Annotated in this window: 23 protein-coding genes; 2 read left to right on the forward strand and 21 right to left on the reverse strand. The window is 40.3% G+C overall.

Going from position 1 to position 22,079, the window contains the following annotated elements:
- Window positions 1-60 precede the first annotated feature (60 nt).
- The 5 genes from IGJ17_RS09335 to IGJ17_RS09355 all read right to left on the reverse strand — a co-directional run bounded on the left by IGJ17_RS09335 (window position 61) and on the right by IGJ17_RS09355 (window position 4,665).
- Window positions 61-1,329 carry a hypothetical protein gene (locus tag IGJ17_RS09335; protein WP_429961290.1) on the reverse strand — a complete coding sequence of 423 codons (1,269 nt, stop codon included), beginning with the start codon at window positions 1,327-1,329 and terminating at the stop codon, window positions 61-63.
- On the reverse strand, window positions 1,289-1,828 hold the full coding sequence (locus IGJ17_RS09340) for a hypothetical protein (protein WP_429961291.1): 540 nt from the start codon (window positions 1,826-1,828) through the stop codon (window positions 1,289-1,291). Before IGJ17_RS09340 ends, IGJ17_RS09335 begins: the two co-directional genes overlap by 41 nt.
- Window positions 1,829-1,833: 5 nt before the next feature.
- Window positions 1,834-2,160, reverse strand: a complete 327-nt coding sequence (locus IGJ17_RS09345) for a hypothetical protein (RefSeq protein WP_086373025.1) — start codon at window positions 2,158-2,160, stop codon at window positions 1,834-1,836.
- A gap of 144 nt (window positions 2,161-2,304) precedes the next feature.
- Complete coding sequence (locus tag IGJ17_RS09350) at window positions 2,305-3,003, reverse strand: hypothetical protein (RefSeq protein WP_429961292.1); 699 nt, start codon at window positions 3,001-3,003, stop codon at window positions 2,305-2,307.
- Window positions 3,004-4,017: 1,014 nt separating this feature from the next.
- On the reverse strand, window positions 4,018-4,665 hold the full coding sequence (locus IGJ17_RS09355; RefSeq protein WP_429961293.1) for a hypothetical protein: 648 nt from the start codon (window positions 4,663-4,665) through the stop codon (window positions 4,018-4,020).
- A gap of 117 nt (window positions 4,666-4,782) precedes the next feature.
- On the opposite strand from IGJ17_RS09355, the gene IGJ17_RS09360 reads away from it, so the two are divergent.
- Entirely contained in the window at window positions 4,783-5,649 is an 867-nt protein-coding gene (locus IGJ17_RS09360; protein WP_005235638.1) for an aldo/keto reductase, read from the forward strand.
- A gap of 136 nt (window positions 5,650-5,785) precedes the next feature.
- On the opposite strand, the gene iadA is transcribed toward IGJ17_RS09360, so the two are convergent.
- From iadA to truB, 4 genes are all read right to left on the reverse strand, one after another.
- Entirely contained in the window at window positions 5,786-6,970 is a 1,185-nt protein-coding gene (gene iadA / locus IGJ17_RS09365; RefSeq protein WP_016620344.1) for a beta-aspartyl-peptidase, read from the reverse strand.
- Between the two features lie 30 nt (window positions 6,971-7,000).
- On the reverse strand, window positions 7,001-8,692 hold the full coding sequence (gene yfcC / locus IGJ17_RS09370) for a putative basic amino acid antiporter YfcC (RefSeq protein ID WP_429961629.1): 1,692 nt from the start codon (window positions 8,690-8,692) through the stop codon (window positions 7,001-7,003).
- Between the two features lie 239 nt (window positions 8,693-8,931).
- Complete coding sequence (ribF, locus tag IGJ17_RS09375; RefSeq protein ID WP_008378129.1) at window positions 8,932-9,885, reverse strand: riboflavin biosynthesis protein RibF; 954 nt, start codon at window positions 9,883-9,885, stop codon at window positions 8,932-8,934.
- A gap of 2 nt (window positions 9,886-9,887) precedes the next feature.
- On the reverse strand, window positions 9,888-10,814 hold the full coding sequence (gene truB / locus IGJ17_RS09380; protein WP_016610162.1) for a tRNA pseudouridine(55) synthase TruB: 927 nt from the start codon (window positions 10,812-10,814) through the stop codon (window positions 9,888-9,890).
- A gap of 122 nt (window positions 10,815-10,936) precedes the next feature.
- Between truB and IGJ17_RS09385 the strand changes: the two genes are divergently transcribed.
- On the forward strand, window positions 10,937-11,515 hold the full coding sequence (locus tag IGJ17_RS09385) for a phosphatase PAP2 family protein (RefSeq protein ID WP_005235629.1): 579 nt from the start codon (window positions 10,937-10,939) through the stop codon (window positions 11,513-11,515).
- Window positions 11,516-11,566: 51 nt separating this feature from the next.
- Here IGJ17_RS09385 and rbfA read toward each other — a convergent pair whose 3' ends face one another.
- The 12 genes from rbfA to IGJ17_RS09445 form a co-directional block, all read right to left on the reverse strand.
- A complete protein-coding gene (gene rbfA / locus IGJ17_RS09390; RefSeq protein WP_005225925.1) occupies window positions 11,567-11,917 on the reverse strand; it encodes a 30S ribosome-binding factor RbfA in 351 nt (116 codons plus the stop codon).
- A 32-nt stretch (window positions 11,918-11,949) separates the two neighbouring features.
- Window positions 11,950-14,709 (reverse strand): translation initiation factor IF-2, encoded by a 2,760-nt coding sequence (gene infB, locus IGJ17_RS09395; RefSeq protein ID WP_061054241.1) that lies wholly within the window; start codon window positions 14,707-14,709, stop codon window positions 11,950-11,952.
- Between the two features lie 12 nt (window positions 14,710-14,721).
- A complete protein-coding gene (locus IGJ17_RS09400; RefSeq protein WP_005235626.1) occupies window positions 14,722-15,024 on the reverse strand; it encodes a YlxQ-related RNA-binding protein in 303 nt (100 codons plus the stop codon).
- Window positions 15,017-15,313, reverse strand: coding sequence for an RNase P modulator RnpM (rnpM, locus tag IGJ17_RS09405; protein WP_005225922.1), 297 nt, complete (start codon window positions 15,311-15,313; stop codon window positions 15,017-15,019). Before rnpM ends, IGJ17_RS09400 begins: the two co-directional genes overlap by 8 nt.
- A gap of 16 nt (window positions 15,314-15,329) precedes the next feature.
- Complete coding sequence (gene nusA, locus IGJ17_RS09410; RefSeq protein ID WP_008378144.1) at window positions 15,330-16,544, reverse strand: transcription termination factor NusA; 1,215 nt, start codon at window positions 16,542-16,544, stop codon at window positions 15,330-15,332.
- A 21-nt stretch (window positions 16,545-16,565) separates the two neighbouring features.
- On the reverse strand, window positions 16,566-17,039 hold the full coding sequence (gene rimP / locus IGJ17_RS09415) for a ribosome maturation factor RimP (RefSeq protein WP_008378146.1): 474 nt from the start codon (window positions 17,037-17,039) through the stop codon (window positions 16,566-16,568).
- Between the two features lie 207 nt (window positions 17,040-17,246).
- Window positions 17,247-17,600, reverse strand: a complete 354-nt coding sequence (locus tag IGJ17_RS09420) for a DUF2752 domain-containing protein (RefSeq protein WP_034695542.1) — start codon at window positions 17,598-17,600, stop codon at window positions 17,247-17,249.
- A complete protein-coding gene (locus IGJ17_RS09425) occupies window positions 17,585-18,019 on the reverse strand; it encodes a DUF4234 domain-containing protein (protein ID WP_008378150.1) in 435 nt (144 codons plus the stop codon). The genes IGJ17_RS09420 and IGJ17_RS09425 overlap by 16 nt, the downstream gene beginning before the upstream one ends.
- A 174-nt stretch (window positions 18,020-18,193) precedes the next feature.
- Entirely contained in the window at window positions 18,194-20,134 is a 1,941-nt protein-coding gene (gene thrS / locus IGJ17_RS09430) for a threonine--tRNA ligase (protein ID WP_005235617.1), read from the reverse strand.
- Window positions 20,135-20,445: 311 nt separating this feature from the next.
- Entirely contained in the window at window positions 20,446-20,622 is a 177-nt protein-coding gene (locus IGJ17_RS09435) for a 2-hydroxymuconate tautomerase (protein WP_005225916.1), read from the reverse strand.
- 88 nt (window positions 20,623-20,710) lie between these two features.
- Window positions 20,711-21,208 (reverse strand): ASCH domain-containing protein, encoded by a 498-nt coding sequence (locus IGJ17_RS09440; RefSeq protein ID WP_005235615.1) that lies wholly within the window; start codon window positions 21,206-21,208, stop codon window positions 20,711-20,713.
- Window positions 21,178-22,050, reverse strand: coding sequence for an aminoglycoside 6-adenylyltransferase (locus IGJ17_RS09445; RefSeq protein WP_086332425.1), 873 nt, complete (start codon window positions 22,048-22,050; stop codon window positions 21,178-21,180). The genes IGJ17_RS09440 and IGJ17_RS09445 overlap by 31 nt, the downstream gene beginning before the upstream one ends.
- Window positions 22,051-22,079: the final 29 nt, after the last annotated feature.

A 22,079-nucleotide genomic window follows, 5' to 3' on the forward strand; every position in this document is an offset into this window, starting at 1 on the left:
TTCAATTGACATCTCCGTAAACATCTCATAAAAGTCAATTAAATAGAATTCAATTATTTTCTACCACCAAGAATAGCCAGATTTCTTCAATACTTTTGATTCAGAGCTTTCCTCATGTTTTCGTTTTCCAAAATACTCATCACTTGATGCAACAGTTGGATCATACCAATCTGCTTTTTGCTTTGCCCATTGAATCCATGTTGCTGTTTCATCATCTAACTCACCAGATTTCTCCAGAGCTGAAACATAAGCTCGAATTTTACACGAAGTTTCATAGTCTTCAGCTTTGTTTACTAAGGCTTCTGTATTTGCCACTTCTAAATTATAACGTTCTCTCTGTTCTTCCTTTTTCTGACGTTCAATTTCTCTTTGGCGAGCTTCTTCTTCACGCTTTTCTCGTTCTTGTCGAAGCACATCAGAAACTTCATATAAAGCTAGTACAATATCCCCTAGCTTCTCCTCAACAACATAAGCTTTGCAATCTCTAAACGTTTTTCTACCATGAATCATAAAACTAATTCTTCCATTAAATAGATAATCATATTTGTTAATTTTTGGTTTTGATATATAGGAATTGCTATTATGCCTATCTTCATATTTCAGGAGTTCCAAATTTTCTTTTTCTGTAGGAGTATGAGGAATTTTTTCTTTAACTTCTGTGACAGAAATATGTACTGTCTCCTGATTCACCTTAATTTTTAAATCATCTGTAAGTTTACAGTCTAAAGGTTCCAGTGCCTTTATCAATGCATCAAAAATCCGACAAACTCTTGGCAGAGATTCTTCTGAAACAGTATCTGCAAAAAAAGGTGGATCTGATAAATTTCTTTTTCCCCAGCCTTTTGCTTCACTCTTCTTTAACTCCTTTTGCCATTTTGATACTTTTTTTCTATGAGCAATGATTTTTGAATGCATACGAGAGTCTTCATGAGGTAAAATTATTTGATCTGCTATCGCCAAAACTAGTGTTCGATTCTCATCATCTAAAAATTTTAGGATTCCATCTTCTTCTTGTCTTAATTTGATGGTCTCAGAACGTAGTCCTGTTTTTTGCTCTCGGTAATTTCCTTTTGGTAAAGGCATTTTTTTCACTGTTTTTCTAGCTCGTACTCGTGACCAATATCCTGCTGGGGGAGTGGGTACATTTAGAGCCTTACATATCTTATGAATGGCACTATCTGACACTGAATAAATTTTTGCAATTTTTGTAATCGGCTGCTTCCATACTTCTTCATAAAGATTTGACCTTTTATAAATATTATATGTTTTTCCACAGTATTCCATTGTTTCATGTTTTTGAAGTTTCAATTCCTGAATTTTCAGAAGCATTTGTCCACTCTTCATTAGTAGATGTAATTTTTAGAGAAGACTTTTTTCGAGACTTCACACCAGGGGTAGTTTTATAAATTGATACACTTTCTTCTGGATCACCTGTCAGTTCAAGAACTGAAACACTTTTTCCACTAGATAGCTTCATCCAGTAACCTGAAGGTGGAACAGGGATTTCAGCTATTTTTAGTTGCCTAATCATATGTCCATATGGAATATCATATTTTTTTGCAACCCCAGCAATAGATATTTCCCATATTTCATCATATAGTTCTTTTCGAGTTTTAATTAAAGCCGGCTGTTCAGGCATCCATTTTTCCTCCTTCTCTAAATAAATAATATTACGGTTGCTTACTTCACTTTCTATTTCAGTAACATCCAAATTAGTTTTTTCTTTTGCGAAAACTCCATTAATAACGACTTGCTGCTTTTCACTAGCATATTCAACTTCACTAATACTATGAGTCGTTCCCATGAGGAGAGCTTGAAATTCTTTCATACCTCCTATTCGTCGTTTTCGCTTAATAGAAAAACCAAATCTCGTTTCATTTCTTCAAATTGACTAACAATAGTGTTAATACTATTCTCGATATTTTCTATTTGAATTTCATTAATTTTTCCATGATTATAGGCAATTAGTCTCTCTGGAACAATTGAATAGCTCCAATTAGAGCGATAACTTTCTTCATTACGAATAGCAAACCCTATAGGCAATAAGTTATTTCGCATTCCAAAGGTCAACATGTTAGTTGAAATTCCTAAATAGTCCGCAGCTATTTTGATTGTCACTTTGGACATATTTCTAATTTCATCATCAGTGTATTTAGTCATGTGATTCACCTCCAAAAGATAACGCTTTCTATTTTCAATTTGAATTTTAAACACCCTAAATAATAATTTATTTTGAAAATCGACGTCTCTTATTTACTTTCATTAATTCTGAACAACTTTTGGCTCATTATCTAAAACTTTTCTCTATTCTGAAAAAAATTCACTAGTATACTCGCTCAATATATCATCTGAGCCAATATAAGGAGCTGTCACTATATCTACATCACTTTCTCCTATATATGTTAAGTAGAAATCATTTTGAGTATCAGGACTATCAGATAAATTGTCATTAGAAATACCTAGCTCTTCTGCAAAAATGCTAAGTAATCTATTATCGTTATGATTAAGTATAGAATGTAATAGAGACTTTGTTGAATCACTAACTTTAATGAAAGCAATATCTGATTGATTAATATTTCTGTCTTTAGTCATATAAGTATTTTTAGAGAAATTTGAAGAACCTACCAAATAGAAAACTGTTTCATCATTACATTTTACAAGAATTTCCTTAGAATGATCTGGATTTCCAGTGCCATAACTACAAGAACTACTAATATATAAACTAATCGCTTTAAGTGTAGGTTGTCTACTATAGCCAGAATACTGATTATGTAACAAAATCGAAGTATTAGATAAATCAACACTATCAAATACTTTTTTTACTAATTCAGTAGCTGTATTAAGTTTTTTTGACCAACATCCCCCTCTAATATTAATTTCAAAAGAATCTACTTTATTATAATTTATTAAACTTTTCAAAATTATATTTAGATATCCAGCTAAATATTCATTTCCTAATTTTGATTTTCTCAGATATTGAATAATAAAAGAATTTTTAGTCATAGTTAACCCCTTGATATAGTATTGGGTATTTTTGCATTAAAAATTTCTAATCCCAGTATTCATGATACAGTTCAACATATTGTTTAAATACAACTAGTTTTATTTAATAAAATTATATCATAACAGTGTGTATGCAATACATAATATCTATAAATATCTGACTAAGAAAATCTAAATATTTTTTTGAAACTCACTCCTCTCTGATTTTAATAGTTAACTATTCCTCTTCTATTCTCAATTGTAATAATACGATTCACTTATCCAAAAAAATCCGTGCCACATTTCCGTGCCACTTTGAGAAAATCATGCACAATTATAGACCATCTACATTGATTCAAGTCTCCAAATTTTTAGAGAAATATTCTAACTACAAAAAAGAGAAACACTGATTTATCAACGTTTCTCTTTCATTATCTATGAAATTTGGGCAACTCTTCTATTCTTCTGAAAGGCTAAAAGACGTGCAGTCACAGTAGTAGCATATGTGTTCACAGAAAGGTATATGTATATACGCAGAAATATTTTGCGCGCTTTTTGTAGATGGATCGTTTATTGTTTGACCTTCAGGCATTCCTAAGTAATTCTCCTCTACCTTCTTTTTTGCTCCCACCGCTGAGAGCACCGGCACTCATTGTAGCATAGTTCTTAGAATTCTCCTATCACTTGGACTATTTTTAAGCAAGAAAAAACACCACTTCCAAGAAGTGATGTCTTCAAATATTCATAGAAAAAATAAAGAGCACTACTCTTATTAAGTACGGTAAAATACCGCTTTTGTTCTTATCCCGCCCAGAAAAAAATCTGTTTGTTACAAGAACTAACACTTCCCCCAAACTGTTAGCGCCACAATAGATAAGCTGTTGTTGACGGCTTACTTAACAAGAGCAGGACTCTTATTCATGAAAGACAATTGCTTGTCTTATCTGACTTAAGTATACCTTTTTAAAAAAATTAAGTCCTATCATCTTTTTCACCAGTCTATGAAAACGATGAGAATCTTCACCTTGGTAACAGTTATAAAATGTGCAGCAAAATATCGATCAGATAGCGGATCAACCGATACGCAATAAATAAGAAGAAAATATTTCCCAGCAAGAATTGAAAGACATTGCCAATCGATCCCTTAAAGGAGCGAAAACTGAAATAACGCGACCAACTATTGAACCCGTTTTGGCGGTTTCGTTTCAAACGATACGCTTCATCATACTTCATCTCCAAGAGGTCATAATAAAAAATCATCAAGGGTTGTTGCACAAAGAAAACTTTTTTATAGCCTGCCATCAACGTGTACTGCTTATTATTGGAAGGAAAGTTGCGATTGCCGTTTTTCTTCACGCGCATCGTTGTTCCATCATTCATTTGGAACGCATAATGATCCTCAAATTCTGTCAGTTGATGAATTTGCGGCACCTGATTTTCTTCTTCGAAAGCAAGTACGACCTCACTCGCTCGCTGATAAAGTGAAACCAACCACGCCATTATGCCTAGCAATATAACTAGCAAAATGATATTTAAAAGCAAACTTTCTTGTAACAAAAGTAAATAACCTAAGATAATCAAAATCGCCACACCAAGGGCAATCATTCTTCTACGGAAATAACTGCGATACATCAATTCAAAAGAGCGCCGATAATAGGCAAAATCTTCTTTAACAAAATCCATTTTTTCCACATCTTTCTGTGTTTAGGTTGCTGATAATGTATCAAAGATCCTTTTGAAAGTCAATTTCCCTCAAAAGTTTCAGCGTCTGATTTGTTCCAAACAAGAAAACGTTTTATAATGGAAGATGTAACAAAAAAAAGCGATGAAAGTAGGTTGAGATACGTGATATTACAAGAAACATTTACCTTGCAGAACAAACTGGCAATTCCTAAGATTGGCCTTGGAACCTGGCAATCTTCTCCAGAAGATGCTTACAACGCAACAAAATTTGCCATTCAAAATGGTTATCGACATGTCGATACAGCGGCAGCTTACAAAAACGAAGAAGCGGTTGGGAAAGCTGTGCGCGATTCAGGCGTTGCCCGCGATGAAATTTTTGTTACCACGAAAGTACCTGCTGAGTTAAAGACCTACCAAGAAGCGGTTGATAGCATTGATGCCTCTCTAAAAAAACTTGACTTAGGGTATATCGATTTGATTTTGATCCATGCCCCTCGTCCTTGGAAAATCATGGGAAACAATCCAGAAAACAAAGATTTTTATCTTGAAAACATCGATGTTTGGAAAGCATTAGAAGAAGCCTACTTAAGTGGAAAAGTAAAATCGATTGGTGTTTCCAACTTCGATCAAAAAGATTTGCAAAATATTTTTGACCATTGCGATGTGAAACCGATGGTCAACCAGTTTATTTACCATATTGGCCGCACAAATGAAGAACTATTGACATTTTGCAAAGCGCACGAAATTTTAGTGGAAGGCTATTCACCAATCGCTACTGGTCGTTTACTCGATAACGATGCAGTGAAGACGATTGCTGAAGCCTATGGAAAATCTATTCCACAACTTTCAATTCGTTACTTGCTACAAAAAGACATTCTGCCATTGCCAAAATCCGTTCATGAAGAATACATTGCTGACAATGCCAAAGTTGACTTTGAAATTTCTGAAGAAGACATGAAGAAATTGGATGAGTTGCAAGCTTAAGAATACTTGCGTTTAATTGAAAAAAGCAGTCCGATCAAGTCCAGTAAATGCTGGTCATGGATCGGGCTGCTTATTTTCTTCTACAACTCTGTTTAGAAAAACAACCGTTTCTTAGTCTGTTAAAACTGAATTCTTCTTATGTTAGTTGTTCAAAGGTACCCCACACTTTTACTTCTTGTTCTTCTACCATTGTTCTGCCTTTTGCTAGAACCGTTTCTACTGCTAATGAGTCTTTGTTCAGCAAGCAAATATCAGCATCCATCCCTGCTGCAAGACGTCCCTTTTGATCAAGCTTCAATACTTTCGCTGGATTGGAAGTGATTGCTCGAATGGCGATCTCCAATGGAATCTGCTCTTTTTGGACTGCTTCTTTAATGCCTACCATCAGCGCTCGCGAACTGCCGACACCCAGACCTATGAATTGATTGTTTTCATCAAAGTACGGGAGGCTGCCTTGCCCATCAGAGGTCATGGTAAATTGATCCAGGCCGATCCCTTCTGCTAACAAACGTTTCAATCCTTTACTGAAGCGAACCTCATCGTCTTCTTTTTCCCAGAAATCAGGATCTTCACTCGCCGTAAAATCAATCGTTCCACCCATTTTTGCAAAAGCAATACTTGCTTCGAAAAGCTCGCTGGTCCGATTGGCATGTGTCGGTAAAAATTGGCTGATTGGAATCTCTGTCTCTTCGATGGTTCGTAAAAGCAGCTCATATTTTTTCTTTCCTCCACCTAAGTGGACGTTTACGATACCTGCTTTTCCAGAAAGCATCCCACCAACACGAGCATCCGCAACCGCGCGGGTAAATTCTTCGAAACTTGGTTGTGAAGAACGATGGTCAGAAACGGCAATTTCACCGATACCAATAATTTTATCGATAGTCAAAAAATCTTGGATGATGGAATCCGTGACGGGCGCCAAAGGCAATCGATACGAACCGTCATAAAGATAAGTCGTGATGCCTTCCGCCTCTAGTCCACGCGCCTTACTGATCAAGGCAGTCATATCTCTGCCTACTCCGTCAGTACCTAAACAGCCAACCACTGTCGTTACTCCTGCAGAGGTTAATTGACTCAATTTCACTTCTGGTGTCCGGTTTTGAAAGCCGCCTTCCCCGCCACCTCCTAAGATATGAAAGTGGCAGTCAATAAAGCCGGGCACAGCGAGTAACCCTGTGCCATCGATTTCTTCAAGAGGAACACCTGAGAATCCTCCTTCAATCGAATCTTGAATAGCAATGATCTTGTCTTCATTTAATAAAATATCTTTTTTTCCTAAATAGTCAGGAGCGTAAACCTCTGCTTGTCGTATCACCTTCATAAGTGCTTCCTCCTTGTGGCTGATTACTTCTTATTGCAAGCCGATTGCGACCGCAATAAAGATAAAAATCGTTCCTAATACAAATAAGAAACCTTGCATTTTGATCTGGAATTTCGCCCATTTCACCCATTCGATTCTTGCGACACCTAAGACACCGATCAGACTTGCCGATACTGGAGTGAAGGCATCCATAAAGCCCGAGCCTAATTGATAAGCCAAGACAGCGATCTGTCTAGAGACACCTAAAAGATCGGCTAATGGCGCCATGATCGGCATGGTTAATGCAGCTTGACCTGAATTTGAAGTCACGATCAAATTGAAGAAGCTTTGGAAAATGTACATGAACCAGGCACCAATAAAAGCTGGAACATTGCTTAACAATCCGCCGATGCTGTGCAAAATCGTATTCAACGCTGACGGCACATTGGCATCAGAACCGCCGAGAACCAGAAGAATCCCTTTGGCCATCCCTACAACGATTGCAGTTCCTGCCAATTCTGAGGCACCAGATTGAAAGGCACTCGCCACATCATTCAAGCCCATATTTTCTAATTTGAAAAGAACCGCTATGATTCCTGCCCCTAAGCCCATAACAAAGAATTGAGAAGCAATCTCGGGAATATAGTAGCCTTTCTGCGTCACACCCCATACGATCCAGATCAAAACCGCCAGCATTTCAACCAAGATCAATTTATGACCTAATAAAAATGGTTTTTGCTCACTGGAGGTTTTTTCAAGATGATTTCTAAAATACGCATCCGATTGATACGTTAGTGATTTCTCAGGATTCTTGCGAATTCTTTCGGCATAGATCATGAGGTACCCTGCGGATAGTGCGGTAACCACGACCCACATGATGATTCGGAACGTTGCGCCTGAAAGAACGGGAATACCTGCGATCCCTTGAGCTACTGCCACACTAAACGGACTCATCCACGAGGTGGCATTTCCAATCTGGGAGGCGACATAGGTGACGGTGACCGCCACGATCGAATCATACCCCAATGCGATCACGAAAGGCACCATGACCATCGAAAACGGAATGACTTCTTCTGCCATCCCAAAGGTAGCGCCCCCAAATGAAAAAGCAAAGAACAACAGCGGCAATGCCAAGCGTTCTAATCCACGAGTTTTGCTGATAAATGCAAAGATCCCCGCATCAATCGCTCCGGTTTGCATGATAATACCAAACGCACCACCGACCACTAGGATCAGTGCTGCGATCCCAATTGCTGAGCCGTATTTATCACCAGAAACCAATCCTTCAAAAACAAAATTTAAGAAGCCGAAACCGTTAAAGTCATCAGTTCCCCAAACCTTGGCTGTTTTGTGCAGTTTTTCAGAAGTATCATAAATTTTTTCGCCGTAAAGACTGTAAAGCGTGTCATCGGTCAGTCCCACCTCATCTAATTGACTCTGGGACAACTCTTTAGGTCCTTCAGCTAGAACAGCTGCTAAAGCCTCAGGATCGACATCTAATTCTTCCAACTCTTGTGGATCGTCTTCCAATTGATTCAACTGTTGATAGACGTATTCGTTATCTAACGGGTAGGCATAACGAAACGAATCTTGCATCAAGACCGTTCTGGTACTTATTTCCCCATTTGCATCGGTATACTCGATTTCTTGTGTACTGAATTTTCCAGCGGGAACTAAGAAAGTCAGCAACCACGCCAACAATACGACCCCAAAGATGATGACATACGTATGAGGCGTTTTCATTCTAGTTAAATCTTTCTTTTCTTTCCCCTTTTTCGCTTTTTTTCCAATTGTCACTTTTTCTCTCCCTTTCCCTTTGCAGCATTCTGCATAAATTATCATTTTTGCCTATTTTTTAGTATATCGAAAAAACGTTTTTTCCTCATGGGGAAAGCATTAGAATTCAAATAAACTACGTTATAAAAAGAAAGAAAAAGAAAAAGTGAAAAGAAGCCAGAAACGCTTCTTTTCACTACGAATGCTTAGTTTTCTTCAGAAAGCCCATCAAAATAAGTTTCAGTGTCTCGTTCATCTTGCTTTAATTGTTCGATCAACGCTTGTGCGCCATTGAAAGCGACTTGATCACGTAAGAAATGATGCCAGCGGATCGCCACGGTTTCACCATAGATATCTTGGTGAAAATCGAGAATATAGATTTCAACTGTTAACTGGCGCCCCTGACCAAACGTATCATTGTGACCAATCGATCCCATCGATGGATACCACTTGTCACCGACTTTGATTTCCGTCACATAGACGCCTTCTTTTGGCAACCGAACGGTGCTCTTTACTTTGATATTCGCGGTTGGAAACCCAAGTTCTCGTCCTCTAGCATCACCGTGAACGACGGTTCCTTCAAATTCATAAATATACCCTAACAAGCGATTGACTTGTGCCATATCGCCATTTTGTAGGGCAGAGCGAATGCGTGTGGAGCTAACCTTTTCTTCATCAAACGATTCTTGCGCGACAGTCACAACTTCAAAACGATTTTCTGCATATGTTGGTAACAGCGCCATGTTGGCTATCTCTTTCTTGCCGTAGGTATAGTCGAATCCAGCAACAACAACTTTTGCATGCAGACCGATCATGTATTCATCCACAAACACTTGTGGTGCCAGATTTGCAAAAGCAGAAGTAAACTCAATGATATAAAGAATATCTACTCCAAGCTTTTCCATATGCGCTTCCTTTTGAGCCAAGCTGGTCAGGTATTGCATTTTTTCAGGATCGACTTTTTGGAAAACGATCGAGGGATGTTGATTAAAGGTCATTAATGCCAATTTTAACCCTTTTTCTTCTGCGATCTTTCGTCCTGTTTCAATGACTTTCTGATGACCTAGATGTACGCCATCGAAAAAGCCTAACACTAAGACGATCTCCTCATCAGGAATCGTTTCGTGATCATAAGGGTGTCTCATTTCAATGATTTCCATGTTCATTCTCCTATTTCTGTACGGATGACTTTTACCGGTTTCATCATATCTTGGTATTTGTCATGAGCTTTATAGATACTGATCAATTGTTCTCGATAAAAAATCGCCACTAATTCCTCTGGGCGCTCTTGTAATCCAAACACGCTGAAAGGCAAGCGCATGCCATTTTTTACTTTCTGCCAGAGGTCCGCATCGATCGTCACTTGAACAAACTCCGATACCCCATATTCCACCGGTAGCAGTAGTTCCGAAACACGTTGTTCATCGACTGCCTTTTGCACCTCTGCAATCGTGTAAGATTGTTCTTTAGAAAAACCACCGCTTTTTAAGCGAGTCAAATCAGACATATGCGCGGGTACACCCAGCAATTTTCCTGTGTCGACCGCTAACGTGCGAACATAAGTCCCTTTTCCACAAGAAACTTCAAAACGCCAGCTTTGCGTATTGTCCTCATGAAAAACCGGCTCTGAAATTCGTTTGAAGGAATAAATTTCTGCTTTGCGCTGTGGTCGCTCGACAGTTTCATTGTTGCGAGCATATTCGTAAAGTCGTTTGCCATTGACTTTGACCGCCGAATACATCGGCGGGATCTGGGTAATCGTCCCCGTCAACTGTTTCATTGCCTGATCGATTTCTGTCTTCGTAAACGGACGAGTTAGTGCTTGTTGTTCAACGATATCCCCCGACCGATCTTCTGTAGTGGTACTGAAGCCCAAGGTGATTTCCCCGGTGTAGACTTTTCCAGAATCAACCAAGTATTCGACGATCTTCGTTCCTTTTCCGATACAAATGGGCAAGACACCATCCACGTCAGGATCTAGTGTGCCGCTGTGTCCGATTTTTTTTGTCTTTAATATTTTTCGTAATTTAAACACGCAGTCGTGACTTGTTTGTCCACGCTCTTTCCATAATGGTAAAATCCCGTCCATCGTATTCCTCCATTTCACTTCAACTTGCTTATTATAACATATAAAAAAAATTCATTGCACGACAAAATCCTTTTCGCTCCTTCTCATTACATGATAAACTAAGCATATAAGGAGGTCCTAGAATGGTTGTTTTAACGATAGGGTCATTTATTGGATTTGCCATCTTTTTGATCATGATTCAGCTCGGCACGATGCAGCGTTGGGAAGAAGCGTTTGCTTTGCAGATCATCCAAAGCCGTACGCCTTCTTTGACGCGCATGATGCACTTTTTTACCAATTTAGGAAAAGCCTTTCCGACAGTTGCGATCGCTTTACTATTGTTTGTCTTTCCATCATCGCGGGCGGATCTTGCACCAAAAACAGCAGTCAGTATCTTCATAGTATCAGCAGCTGCTTACCTGATCAAACGGATCGTCCGACGAGATCGTCCGATCGATCATCGTTTAGTTGAAGAAAAAGATCACAGCTTTCCTAGTGCCCATGCTGCCACATCCGCTGCCATGTACGGAACGATCGCCTTGAATCTTGGACAATTGGTTCCCTCAGCAGTCCTTCCGATGACTCTGCTGGCAGTTTTGTTAAGCTTTATGATCGGCTTTAGCAGAGTCTACTTAGGGATCCATTTTTTAACAGATGTGATCGGAGGCTGGCTCTTGGGGACAGGTGTTGCTGGACTGGTAACTTTACTGATGAATACCTGATGCTCTTTTCAAATAAAAAAGAACAGCTTCGATTGGAAGCTGCTCTTTTTTTTATTCTTCTGAGTGCAATGCGCGAATCATTTCATCAATTTTATTCCCGTATTGTACTGATTCATCCAATTCGAATTGGATTTCTGGAACTTTATAGAGCGTTAACGCTTGACCTAATTCACGACGAACCAAGCCAGTTGCTTTTTCCAGTCCTGCTTGGGCTTTTTGCTTATCTGAAGCTAAGTCCGTTAGGGTGCTGTAAAAGATCGTTGCTTGCTGTAAATCTCCAGTTACTCGTACATCTGTGATCGTCACATCTTGCACGCGAGGATCACGAACTTTTTTACGAAGAATTTGATTGACTTCTTTTAAGATTTCTTGTGCCACTCGGCGATCTCGATAGTTAGCCATTCAAAAAGCCTCCTTGTATAGTTGTCATTCCGTTATTTTGTCGGTACTTCTTCCATGACATAGCCTTCGATCACGTCATCAACTTTAAGATCGTTGAATTTCTCGATCATCGCGCCACATTCAAACCCTAGCTTCACTTCTTTGACATCATCTTTGAAGCGTTTCAAGCTGGCAAGTTTGCCTTCATAGATAACGATGCCGTCACGGATCACGCGGACGCCACTGTCACGGCGAATACTGCCTTCCGTTACGTAGCAACCTGCGATCGTGCCCACTTTAGATACTTTGTATGTTTCACGAACGATCATTTGACCAGTGATTTTTTCTTCGAATTCAGGATCAAGCATCCCTTTCATCGCAGTTTCGATTTCTTCGATCGCTTTGTAGATGATGCGATGCAAACGAATATCGACTTTTTCCGCTTCCGCTTGCTGTTTGGCTTGCGGTGTTGGACGGACGTTGAATCCGATGATGATGGCATTACTTGCTGCTGCTAGCGTTACATCACTTTCATTGATTGCACCAACAGCTGAATGGACGATGTTCACTCGCACACCTTCAACATCGATTTTCTTCAATGAAGCAGCTAATGCTTCAGCTGAACCTTGTACGTCTGCTTTGATGATGACATTTACTTCTTTCAGTTCGCCTTCTTTTAGACTTTCAAACAAGTTATCCAATGTCACACGACTGCTTGATGCGCGTTGCTCCATCAAAGCACGTTTTGCACGTTCTTCACCCGCTGCTCGAGCTGTTTTCTCGTCTTCAAAAGTAACGAAACGATCACCTGCTTGAGGCACATCATTCAATCCTGTGATTTCGACTGGTGTAGCAGGTCCAGCTGCTTTATCACGACGACCTAAATCATTCGTCATTACGCGAACACGACCGAAAGTATTCCCTACAACAATTGGATCACCTACATGAAGAGTCCCTTGTTGAACCAATAGTGTTGCTACAGGACCTTTTCCTTTATCAAGGCGCGCTTCAATGACTGTACCGATCGCCCGTTGGGTAGGATCAGCTTTCAAATCTTCGACTTCTGCTACTAAGAGGATCATTTCAAGCAATTCTTCAATGTTTTGCCCAAATTTCGCTGAGATTTCAACGAAGATCGTATCGCCACCCCAAGCTTCTGGGATCAACTCATGTTCACTTAATTCTTGCATCACATGTTGTGGGTTAGCACCTGGTTTATCGATTTTGTTTACTGCAACGATGATCGGCACTTTTGCTGCTTTCGCATGGTTGATCGCTTCCACTGTTTGTGGCATCACTCCATCATCAGCTGCGACAACAAGAATCGTGATATCGGTGATACTTGCTCCCCGTGCACGCATACTAGTGAAGGCCGCGTGTCCAGGAGTATCTAAGAAAGTAATTGGTTTGCCATTGATGTCGATTTGGTAAGCGCCAATATGCTGGGTGATTCCTCCAGCTTCACCACTTGTTACGCGTGAATGACGTAAAGTATCAAGCAATGTTGTTTTCCCGTGGTCAACGTGACCCATGATCGTCACAACAGGTGGTCGTGATACTAAATTATCTTCAATTTGTTCTTCTGCTTCGAAGAATTTATCGATGTCTGCGATATCCACTTGAACTTTTTCTTGTGGTTCGATTCCGTAATCGGTAGCAAGCAGTTCAATCGTATCTTTATCTAAAGGTTGGTTTTGATTGACCATAACCCCCATCATAAAGAGTTTCTTGATGATCTCTGCTGGTTCACGGTAGATTTTTTTCGCGATATCCGCTACGTTCATGCCTTCTGAATATTCCAATACTTCTGGTAGCTCACGGAATTTACGTGCTGGAACTGGCGGTTTCTTTTCCGTCTGCTGACGGCCTTTTTTGCCTTTTTTATTGAATTTGTTGCGATTGTTATTGTTGAAATTATTGTTGCGTCCACCGTAGTTTGACTTGCCGCGGTTTTGATTTCCTCCACGAGAATCATTCGATCCTTGCGGACGGTTATTGTTACGGTCTGCCCCTTGCGTATTTCCTGCAGATTGAGCGGCCGGACGGTTTTGTTGCCCTTGGTTATTTGGACGGTTTTGCTGTCCTTGGTTTGTTGGGCGATTTTGTTGCCCTTGATTATTCGGACGGTTTTGTTGTCCTTGGTTTGTTGGGCGATTCTGTTGCCCTTGATTATTCGGACGGTTTTGCTGTCCTTGATTGTTCGGACGATTTTGTTGTCCTTGGTTGTTTGGACGGTTTTGCTGTCCTTGATTGTTCGGACGATTTTGTTGCCCTTGATTATTCGGACGGTTTTGCTGTCCTTGGTTTGTTGGGCGATTTTGTTGCCCTTGATTATTCGGACGGTTTTGTTGTCCTTGGTTTGTTGGGCGGTTTTGTTGCCCTTGATTGTTACGATTCTCTTGGTTATTCACTCGATTATGACTTCCTTGGTTATTTGGTCTGTTACTTCCTTGACTGTTCGTGCGATCTACTTGTCCTTGACCAGCAGGACGGTTATTGCTTTGCGTAGTTCGCTGTTGACTTTGATTGTTATGACGGTTTTGGAAGTTAGGATTATTTCTTTGCGTTTTAAATTTCTTTTGTTCTTGTTTTTCCGGCTGGTTGGCTGGTTTCTGATTTGCGGGATTTGAGTTTGCAGATGTTTTACCATTTGGATTGCCGCCTAATGACTGCTGCAATTTTTGCGCCTCTCCATCTGAGATCGCGCCCATATGATTTTTGACATCAAAGCCTAAAGATTGTGCTTTTTCAACAACCTCTTTGCTCGACTTATTCCATTCTTTTGCAAGTTCATAAATTCTTTTTTTTCCCATGCAATCACCTTCCTAACCTAATATTAATTCCTGCACCTTCCTTGCAAATCCTTGATCTAAGATGCCAATGACCATTCTTGGTTTCCCAATGGCCGCACTGATTTCATCAGCAGAAAATGCATCTAGGAGCGGAATTTCGTAATAAGAACTTTTGTCCTTAATTTTCTTTTGTGTATTTTTACCAGCATCACTGGCGATAATGACTAAAGCAGCTTTCTCATTGCGAATCTCTTTTAAAGTCATTTCTTCACCAGTTACTAATTTCCCAGCACGCATGGCTAGTCCTAACATATTTAATGCTTTGGTTTTATTCATTTGCAAATAACTCTTTTCGCGCTTTTTGGTGCGTTACATAGTCCAATAGTTCTTGGTAAAATTCATCTGTCAATTTCGTTTCCAGCACTCGATCCAAGATACGCTTATCCCATGCTTTCTGGGCTTCAGCCGGTTCGATCGCTATATAAGCTCCCCGACCTGGCATTTTTCCTGTCGGATCGATGGAAACAACGCCTTCTTTTGAACGAGTGATACGAAGCATTTCTTTCTTAGGTAGCATTTCGCCTGAAATCACTGATTTTCGTAAAGGAATTTTTCGTTTTTTCATCACGATCTCACCTCAACTATTTTTCGTCAAACTCAACATTTTCATAATCATCCGCAGTCATGTCTGATGGAAGGATCGCTTCATCAACTGTTTCTGCAGATTCTGTTGCTTCTGTACTGATTTCTTCAGCAGCTTCTGAAGCATTGGCATCATACTCATCGATATAGTCGCCTTCATCCAGCTTCGCATAAAATTCTTCCATGTCTGTTTCTGATTTGATATCGATTTTGAAGCCAGTCAATTTGGCTGCTAGGCGAGCATTTTGTCCGCGTTTACCGATCGCTAATGATAGTTGGTAATCAGGCACGACAACAGTACAAGCCTTCGGATTATCAACATCAAAAATAACGTCGCTGACTTCTGCTGGATTCAACGCATTGGCGATGAAGATCGCTGGATCTTCATTCCATTCCACGATGTCCATGTTTTCGCCTTTTAGTTCATTGACGATCGCTTGAACCCGTTGACCTTTAGGGCCAACACAAGTGCCGACTGGATCGACGTTGGCATCAAAGGAACGAACAGCAACTTTGGCACGATCCCCTGCTTCACGAGCAATACTTACGATCTCTACAGTACCATCATATACTTCTGGCACTTCTTGTTCAAATAATCGGCGCAGCAAATCTGGATGGCTGCGGCTAACGAATACTTGAGGTCCTTTTGAAGTATTTTCAACACGAGAAACGAATACTTTGATCCGATCATGGGGTTGATAAAACTCATTTGGCATTTGGTCTTGTTTTGAAAGCACGGCTTCAATTTTGCCTAAGTTTACATAGATATAACGATTGTCTTGGCGTTCAACGATTCCTTGCAAAATGTCTTTTTCGTACGCACTAAATTCGTTATAGATAATGTTTCTTTCCGCTTCACGGACCCGTTGCAAAATGACTTGTTTTGCCGTTTGCGCCGCAATACGACCAAAGTCTTTAGGCGTTACTTCAAAGCGGATTTTGTCGCCGATTTCATAAGCGGGGTTGATTGTCATCGCTTCTTTTAATGAAACCTCTAGTTGCGAGTCCATGACTTCTTCTGTCACTTCTTTGACTGCATAGACGTGGATATTGCCTTTTTTCTGATCAAATTCTACTTCCACATTTTGTGCTTGCCCGTAATGACGTTTGTACGCTGAAACCAATGCCGCTTCCAAGGCATCGATGACAATCTCTTTTGAAATGCCTTTCTCTGCTTCTAATGCATCCAATGCATTCAACATTTCTTTACTCATGATTCTTTCATTCCTCCGTGTTTAAAATTGAATGGCTAAACGAGCTTTGGCAATATTTTTCCGGTCGATCGTTCGTTCTTTTTCTCTGGTTTTGATTCGGGTCTTCATAACTAGCTGATTTTCATCGAATGACTGTAAAAAGCCTTCGAACTGTTTTTCTCCATCAATCGGTTGATATAAAGAAACATGAATGTACTCGCCGACTGCCCGTTGATAATCTGCTTCTTTCTTCAATGGACGCTCGGCGCCAGGGGAAGAAACTTCCAAGAAATAGGCCTGTGGAATAGGATCAGGTTCGCATTGGTCTAATTGTTCACTAAGTTGTTCACTGACAAAGGCACATTCCTCGATATCGATTCCGCCTTCTTTATCAATGAACACACGAAGAAACCAATTTTTCCCTTCCTTCACGAATTCTACTTCAACTAATTCAAATTTTTGCGCATCCAGAATAGGGGTCACTATATCTGTAACAGTTTCCACTACCGTACTCACAACATCGCCTCCTTTATTTCTCAACGAAACGAACTTCATTCCATTAAAAAGAGTGAGCGAAAAAACCGCTCACTCACTCTAAGTATCATTACATTGTAAATATAACACAATTTTCATAAAGATTCAACTACTGTCGCATGTTCCCTTCGCTTTCAGAAAAAAACAAAGCATTTTCTTAAAGATTTTTAATGCTTGGGTGAATGGCTGTTAGTGAATCACTTGACCAATCCGACGTAGTAGTTGTGGGAAAATGCTCTCTGGATCAAAGTCCATTGGCGCGTCATGTGGGAAATGAAGCCAGAGCCGACCACCATAAACCACTAGTACCAAAAGTGTCAATGTCACCCACAGGTTGTGACTGTAGTAAAGTTTGCTGATTTTCGGATTTTTTTTGAATAAAACGATTCCGAATACGATCGGCACTAACCAAAACAAGGGATGAAAATGCAGCGCACCTTCAAGATCACCCTGAAATAAGTGCAAGTAGGCGCGCGTCATGCCACAACCTGGACAAGGAAACCCCGTTAACCATTTAAACGGACAAATCAATAATCTACCCAATCATCTGAATCAGACGAATCGTTTGTATTGTTAGATGAGGTCATGGCATTTTGATCAGCCGCTTCCCACATTTGGTTCATATCACCTTGTAAAATCGCCATGTTGATGAAATCAAAAGCAAACAGGCTCAAGACGACAAAAAGAATTTTGTTGTCACTCAGACGAGGCATATTCGCTCGTTGTTGTGCACTCATAAAGATATCCGCAATTCGGTACCACCAATAAATTTGATACAATCCACAAGTAAGGATCGTGAGTAAAATCGACGTCTCTGGCGAAAGACGATTATCCCCGCTGTATTCTGCCAGCTCTTTGGTTGTTTGGTACATCCAAAAGAATGTATAAATGCCACAAGTAATAAATGTTAATAAAATGACCGATACAACCGATTTCTTTCTAACTCCGTAATTATAATTCATCACAAACTCCTTCTAGTTTATTCCTTTTTATCACATACTAATTATACACGATTTTATTCACAAAAACAAAAAAAATCTAATTATTTTATTTTATATAGATTAAAAAAGGTAAATGGCACCTGCTGAAAGCAGGTGCCTATACTATAAAATCATTCGTTTTCTTTGAACCAAAAGCTATGCTCGACTATAATTTTTCACTTCAGCAGCCATTGCATCAACAAACAGATTCAATTCTTCGACTTGGGTCTCCTTGCTGCCGTAGCGACGGATATTGACTGTCGCATCATTGACTTCTTGATCCCCAACAACAATTTGATAAGGAATTTTTTGGGTTTGTGATGCGCGGATCTTATACCCCATTTTTTCGTTGCGGTCATCCACTTCTACCCGCAGTCCTTGTGCCTGCAAGCGTTCTTTGATTTCGTAAGCATAGTCACTGTGAGCTTCGACTGAAACTGGAATGATCGATGCTTGGATCGGCGCCAACCACGTTGGGAATGCGCCTTTATAGACTTCCGTCAGATAAGCCACAAAACGTTCCATCGTTGAAACGATGCCGCGGTGGATCACCACTGGACGGTGGTTGTTTTCGCCATCTTCACCAACATATGTTAGATCAAACCGTTCAGGCAATAAGAAATCCAATTGGATCGTTGACAAGGTTTCTTCCATACCTAAAGCTGTTTTCACTTGGACATCTAGTTTAGGTCCGTAGAAAGCTGCTTCACCGTCAGCTTCAAAATAATCCAATTCTAATTCATCCATGGCCGCTTTTAGCATTGTTTGCGCATTTTCCCACATCGCATCGTCATCAAAATATTTGTCTTTGTTTTGTGGATCGCGATAACTTAAACGGAAACGATAGTCAGTAATATTAAAGTCTTCGTAAACGCCCACCATAAGATCCAGTGTCCGTTTGAATTCTTCTTTGATTTGATCAGGACGAACAAATGTATGACCATCATTTAAGGTCATTTCCCGAACCCGTTGCAACCCTGATAGTGCCCCTGATTTTTCATAGCGGTGCATCATTCCTAATTCAGCGATCCGAATTGGTAGTTCACGATACGAATGGATGTCATTTTTGTAAACCATCATGTGATGTGGGCAATTCATTGGTCGTAGAACCAGCATTTCGCCATCCCCCATATCCATTGGTGGGAACATGTCCTCGTGGTAATGATCCCAGTGCCCTGATGTTTTGTATAAATCCACGTTTGCCATGATTGGTGTGTATACGTGTTGGTACCCAAGGCTAACTTCTTTATCCACGATATAACGCTCGATCGTACGACGGATCGTTGCTCCTTTTGGCAACCAGAAAGGCAAACCCGCGCCGACTTCAGGGGACAACATAAACAATTCTAATTCTTTCCCTAATTTACGATGATCGCGTTCTTTTGCTTCTTCTCGTAAACGAATAAATTCCTTCAAGTCTTTCTTATCGAAAAAGGCTGTTCCATATACCCTTTGCATCATTTGATTATCAGAACTTCCACGCCAATAGGCTCCGGCTACTGATAACAATTTGTACACTTGGATACGACCTGTCGATGGGACATGAGGGCCGCGGCATAAGTCAACAAATTCTCCTTGCTGATAGGCAGTAATCGTTTCGTCATCTGGTAATTCTGTGATCAACTCAACTTTGTATGGATCTTCAGCAAAAAGAGCCAAAGCTTCCTCTTTTGTTAATACACGTCGTTCAATTGGCAGATTTTCTTTAATGATTTTCATCATTTCTGCTTCGATTGCTGGTAGATCTTCCGCAGTTACTGGGTTTTCCCCATTGTCTGTGTCATAGTAAAAACCAGAATCAATTGCAGGTCCTACTCCAAAATGGATCGATGGATAGAGTCTGCGCATGGCTTGAGCCATTAAATGAGCTGTCGAATGACGAAGTAAACCTAAGGCGTCTTCATGATCGGGTGTCACGATCTCAATCGTTGCATCTTCTTCGATCGGACGTGAAAGATCGATCAGTTGTCCATTGACTTTTCCAGCTAAGGCTTTTTTTGCAAGACTTTTCGAGATACTTTCAGCAATCTCTTTAGTTGTTACCCCAACAGCAAATTCTTTTTTTGCGCCATCAGGAAATGTAATAAATAATGACATATGAATGTCCTCCTTTGAATGATTTCAATCAATAAAAAAGTCCTAGTATCGGTTACGATACTAGGACGATCACTCGTGGTTCCACCTATTGTTCGAAAACAGAAAAAGTCTGTTTTCCTCTTCATGAGATAACGGTTCAACCGCCTCCGTTTCGACAGAGGTCTAAAAAAAGTGGTCATCCTTTGGTTTTCTTCCAGGAAATTTTCAGCCAAGATTTCCCTCTCTTATCGAAGACTCTCAAACTCAGGTGTCTTTTTTATTGATCGATTATGGCTCAATTAAACCACTACCTACAAGAAAAAGCAAGAGAATTATTTCCAATCGCCATTCACAGCATAGGTTCCTTGCTTCATTTCATTGATGATGACATGGATATGCTCCTTAGGGGCACCCGTATTTTTATGGACCGCCTCAGTGATTTCTTTCATCATATTCGTCAGTTGTTCTTGCGAACGCCCTTCAACTAGTTCGACATGAATAAATGGCATACGATTTCCTCCTTTGTTTGCTTTTGATTATACACCTTTTTCAAAAAGACAAAAGCTATTCCCATGATTTCCAAAGAAAAACGTGTCTTTATTCCTCCTGATACACGACAGAAAACTTTTCACAAACGCATAGCATTTGATCGTGAAAAGACAACCCCGCTGAGGCATAAGCTCGTCGAAAAAAAGCTTCATGAACACGGCGCCAATAAGCCAAAGTGCGATCTCCTTCCCCTTCTAAAAAGGCAAACGCTGCTGTCACTTCATCAAATGGCACGATCGACACTGACTCTAAATAAAGAACAGCTCTTGGTACATCCGAACCATCTAAAAGGACACTATACGTTTCTGATTGTGGCAATGCTTCTTGCTCGATTTCATAGAGCGCAGCGGCGGAGGTCGTCGCTGTCTTTTTGCCAGCTAAAACAAGTGCTGCCAGTTCATCCGCCATTTCTGAAGTATCACCAAAGGACCAAGCATCTTCATAGGTCAGAGAAGATTGATTTCTTGGATTTGCTTTTAAAAACCGCTGCCAAAACGCTTGAATCTGACTGTCTTTTATTTTTGGTTCTCTGGTCTCATCTGCCAATTTTTTTCACTCCAATACTTCGTATATGTTTGGACATTCTCAGCTTCTTGCCAATCATAGGCCAACCCTAATTTCTCGCTGATTTTCTTTGCTTGCTTATCAAATCGTTTTTGCATCTTCAAAAGGGACTGACCGCAAGCAGTGATCGTGGAAAAATCAAGCAATGAGGTCAATTCCCGCCACTCCTTTTCCGTTAGAAACGACTGCAGGTATTTATGATTTTTCCCAGTACTCACCTGAAATTGCTGAGCATGGGCAACAAACAAATCTTCTATCCATAACAATTCTTGCCAACAAATGGTGTATAAATGATCCGTAGCATAAATTAGTTGCTTTCGAAGCAGCCCTTTCACGACATACGTGCTTACCCACCAAAATTCGTTGCAGTGTTCTTGAAAAGCGGCTTGGGTCGGGCGCTTGATCCAGTAATGCGAATGATTTGCTTGATTAGCAAAACTTAGTAATTGGTCTGGATCAAGCAGCGGCTGCAAGCCTGGTTCTTTAGCAAGACGATCGACCAGTGCAAGAGGACAAAGCATGAGATCGATTCGTGCTCCGTCTTGAAAATGCATTAAGTAGGTAAAACAACCACCCAAGCTGGGTGGATAAATCGTGCTAGCTTCCGGTGTTTGCCTGATCATGATTGATCCAAAGGCTTCTAACCATGAAGAATCATCGACCAAAGGCTGAATATCCTCCATCACGAAGACCACGTCAAAATCCTGCAAAATATCTTTTGGCGCCTGTGGATCGGTCCGTGAACCAGATAAACCGATGGCACGTGCCCCAACACGTTTCCCAACAGACAGGATCAATTGGCGCAATTCTGCTTCTTCTCTCACCTTTTCCACCTCTATTTCGTTTCGTTTTT

It is taken from the genome of Enterococcus sp. DIV1096b (genome assembly GCF_050498765.1).
Taxonomy (GTDB): Bacteria; Bacillota; Bacilli; order Lactobacillales; family Enterococcaceae; genus Enterococcus_D; species Enterococcus_D entomosocium.

Coding starts and splice junctions, on each gene's coding strand:
- IGJ17_RS09335 (WP_429961290.1), bottom strand. CDS start 1,329: ATGCTTCTGAAAATTCAGGAATTGAAACTTCAAAAACATGAAACAATG.
- IGJ17_RS09340 (WP_429961291.1), bottom strand. CDS start 1,828: ATGAAAGAATTTCAAGCTCTCCTCATGGGAACGACTCATAGTATTAGT.
- IGJ17_RS09345 (WP_086373025.1), bottom strand. CDS start 2,160: ATGACTAAATACACTGATGATGAAATTAGAAATATGTCCAAAGTGACA.
- IGJ17_RS09350 (WP_429961292.1), bottom strand. CDS start 3,003: ATGACTAAAAATTCTTTTATTATTCAATATCTGAGAAAATCAAAATTA.
- IGJ17_RS09355 (WP_429961293.1), bottom strand. CDS start 4,665: ATGGATTTTGTTAAAGAAGATTTTGCCTATTATCGGCGCTCTTTTGAA.
- IGJ17_RS09360 (WP_005235638.1), top strand. CDS start 4,783: ATGGAAGATGTAACAAAAAAAAGCGATGAAAGTAGGTTGAGATACGTG.
- iadA (WP_016620344.1), bottom strand. CDS start 6,970: ATGAAGGTGATACGACAAGCAGAGGTTTACGCTCCTGACTATTTAGGA.
- yfcC (WP_429961629.1), bottom strand. CDS start 8,692: ATGAAAACGCCTCATACGTATGTCATCATCTTTGGGGTCGTATTGTTG.
- ribF (WP_008378129.1), bottom strand. CDS start 9,885: ATGGAAATCATTGAAATGAGACACCCTTATGATCACGAAACGATTCCT.
- truB (WP_016610162.1), bottom strand. CDS start 10,814: ATGGACGGGATTTTACCATTATGGAAAGAGCGTGGACAAACAAGTCAC.
- IGJ17_RS09385 (WP_005235629.1), top strand. CDS start 10,937: ATGGTTGTTTTAACGATAGGGTCATTTATTGGATTTGCCATCTTTTTG.
- rbfA (WP_005225925.1), bottom strand. CDS start 11,917: ATGGCTAACTATCGAGATCGCCGAGTGGCACAAGAAATCTTAAAAGAA.
- infB (WP_061054241.1), bottom strand. CDS start 14,709: ATGGGAAAAAAAAGAATTTATGAACTTGCAAAAGAATGGAATAAGTCG.
- IGJ17_RS09400 (WP_005235626.1), bottom strand. CDS start 15,024: ATGAATAAAACCAAAGCATTAAATATGTTAGGACTAGCCATGCGTGCT.
- rnpM (WP_005225922.1), bottom strand. CDS start 15,313: ATGAAAAAACGAAAAATTCCTTTACGAAAATCAGTGATTTCAGGCGAA.
- nusA (WP_008378144.1), bottom strand. CDS start 16,544: ATGAGTAAAGAAATGTTGAATGCATTGGATGCATTAGAAGCAGAGAAA.
- IGJ17_RS09425 (WP_008378150.1), bottom strand. CDS start 18,019: ATGAATTATAATTACGGAGTTAGAAAGAAATCGGTTGTATCGGTCATT.
- thrS (WP_005235617.1), bottom strand. CDS start 20,134: ATGTCATTATTTATTACATTTCCTGATGGCGCAAAAAAAGAATTTGCT.
- IGJ17_RS09435 (WP_005225916.1), bottom strand. CDS start 20,622: ATGCCATTTATTCATGTCGAACTAGTTGAAGGGCGTTCGCAAGAACAA.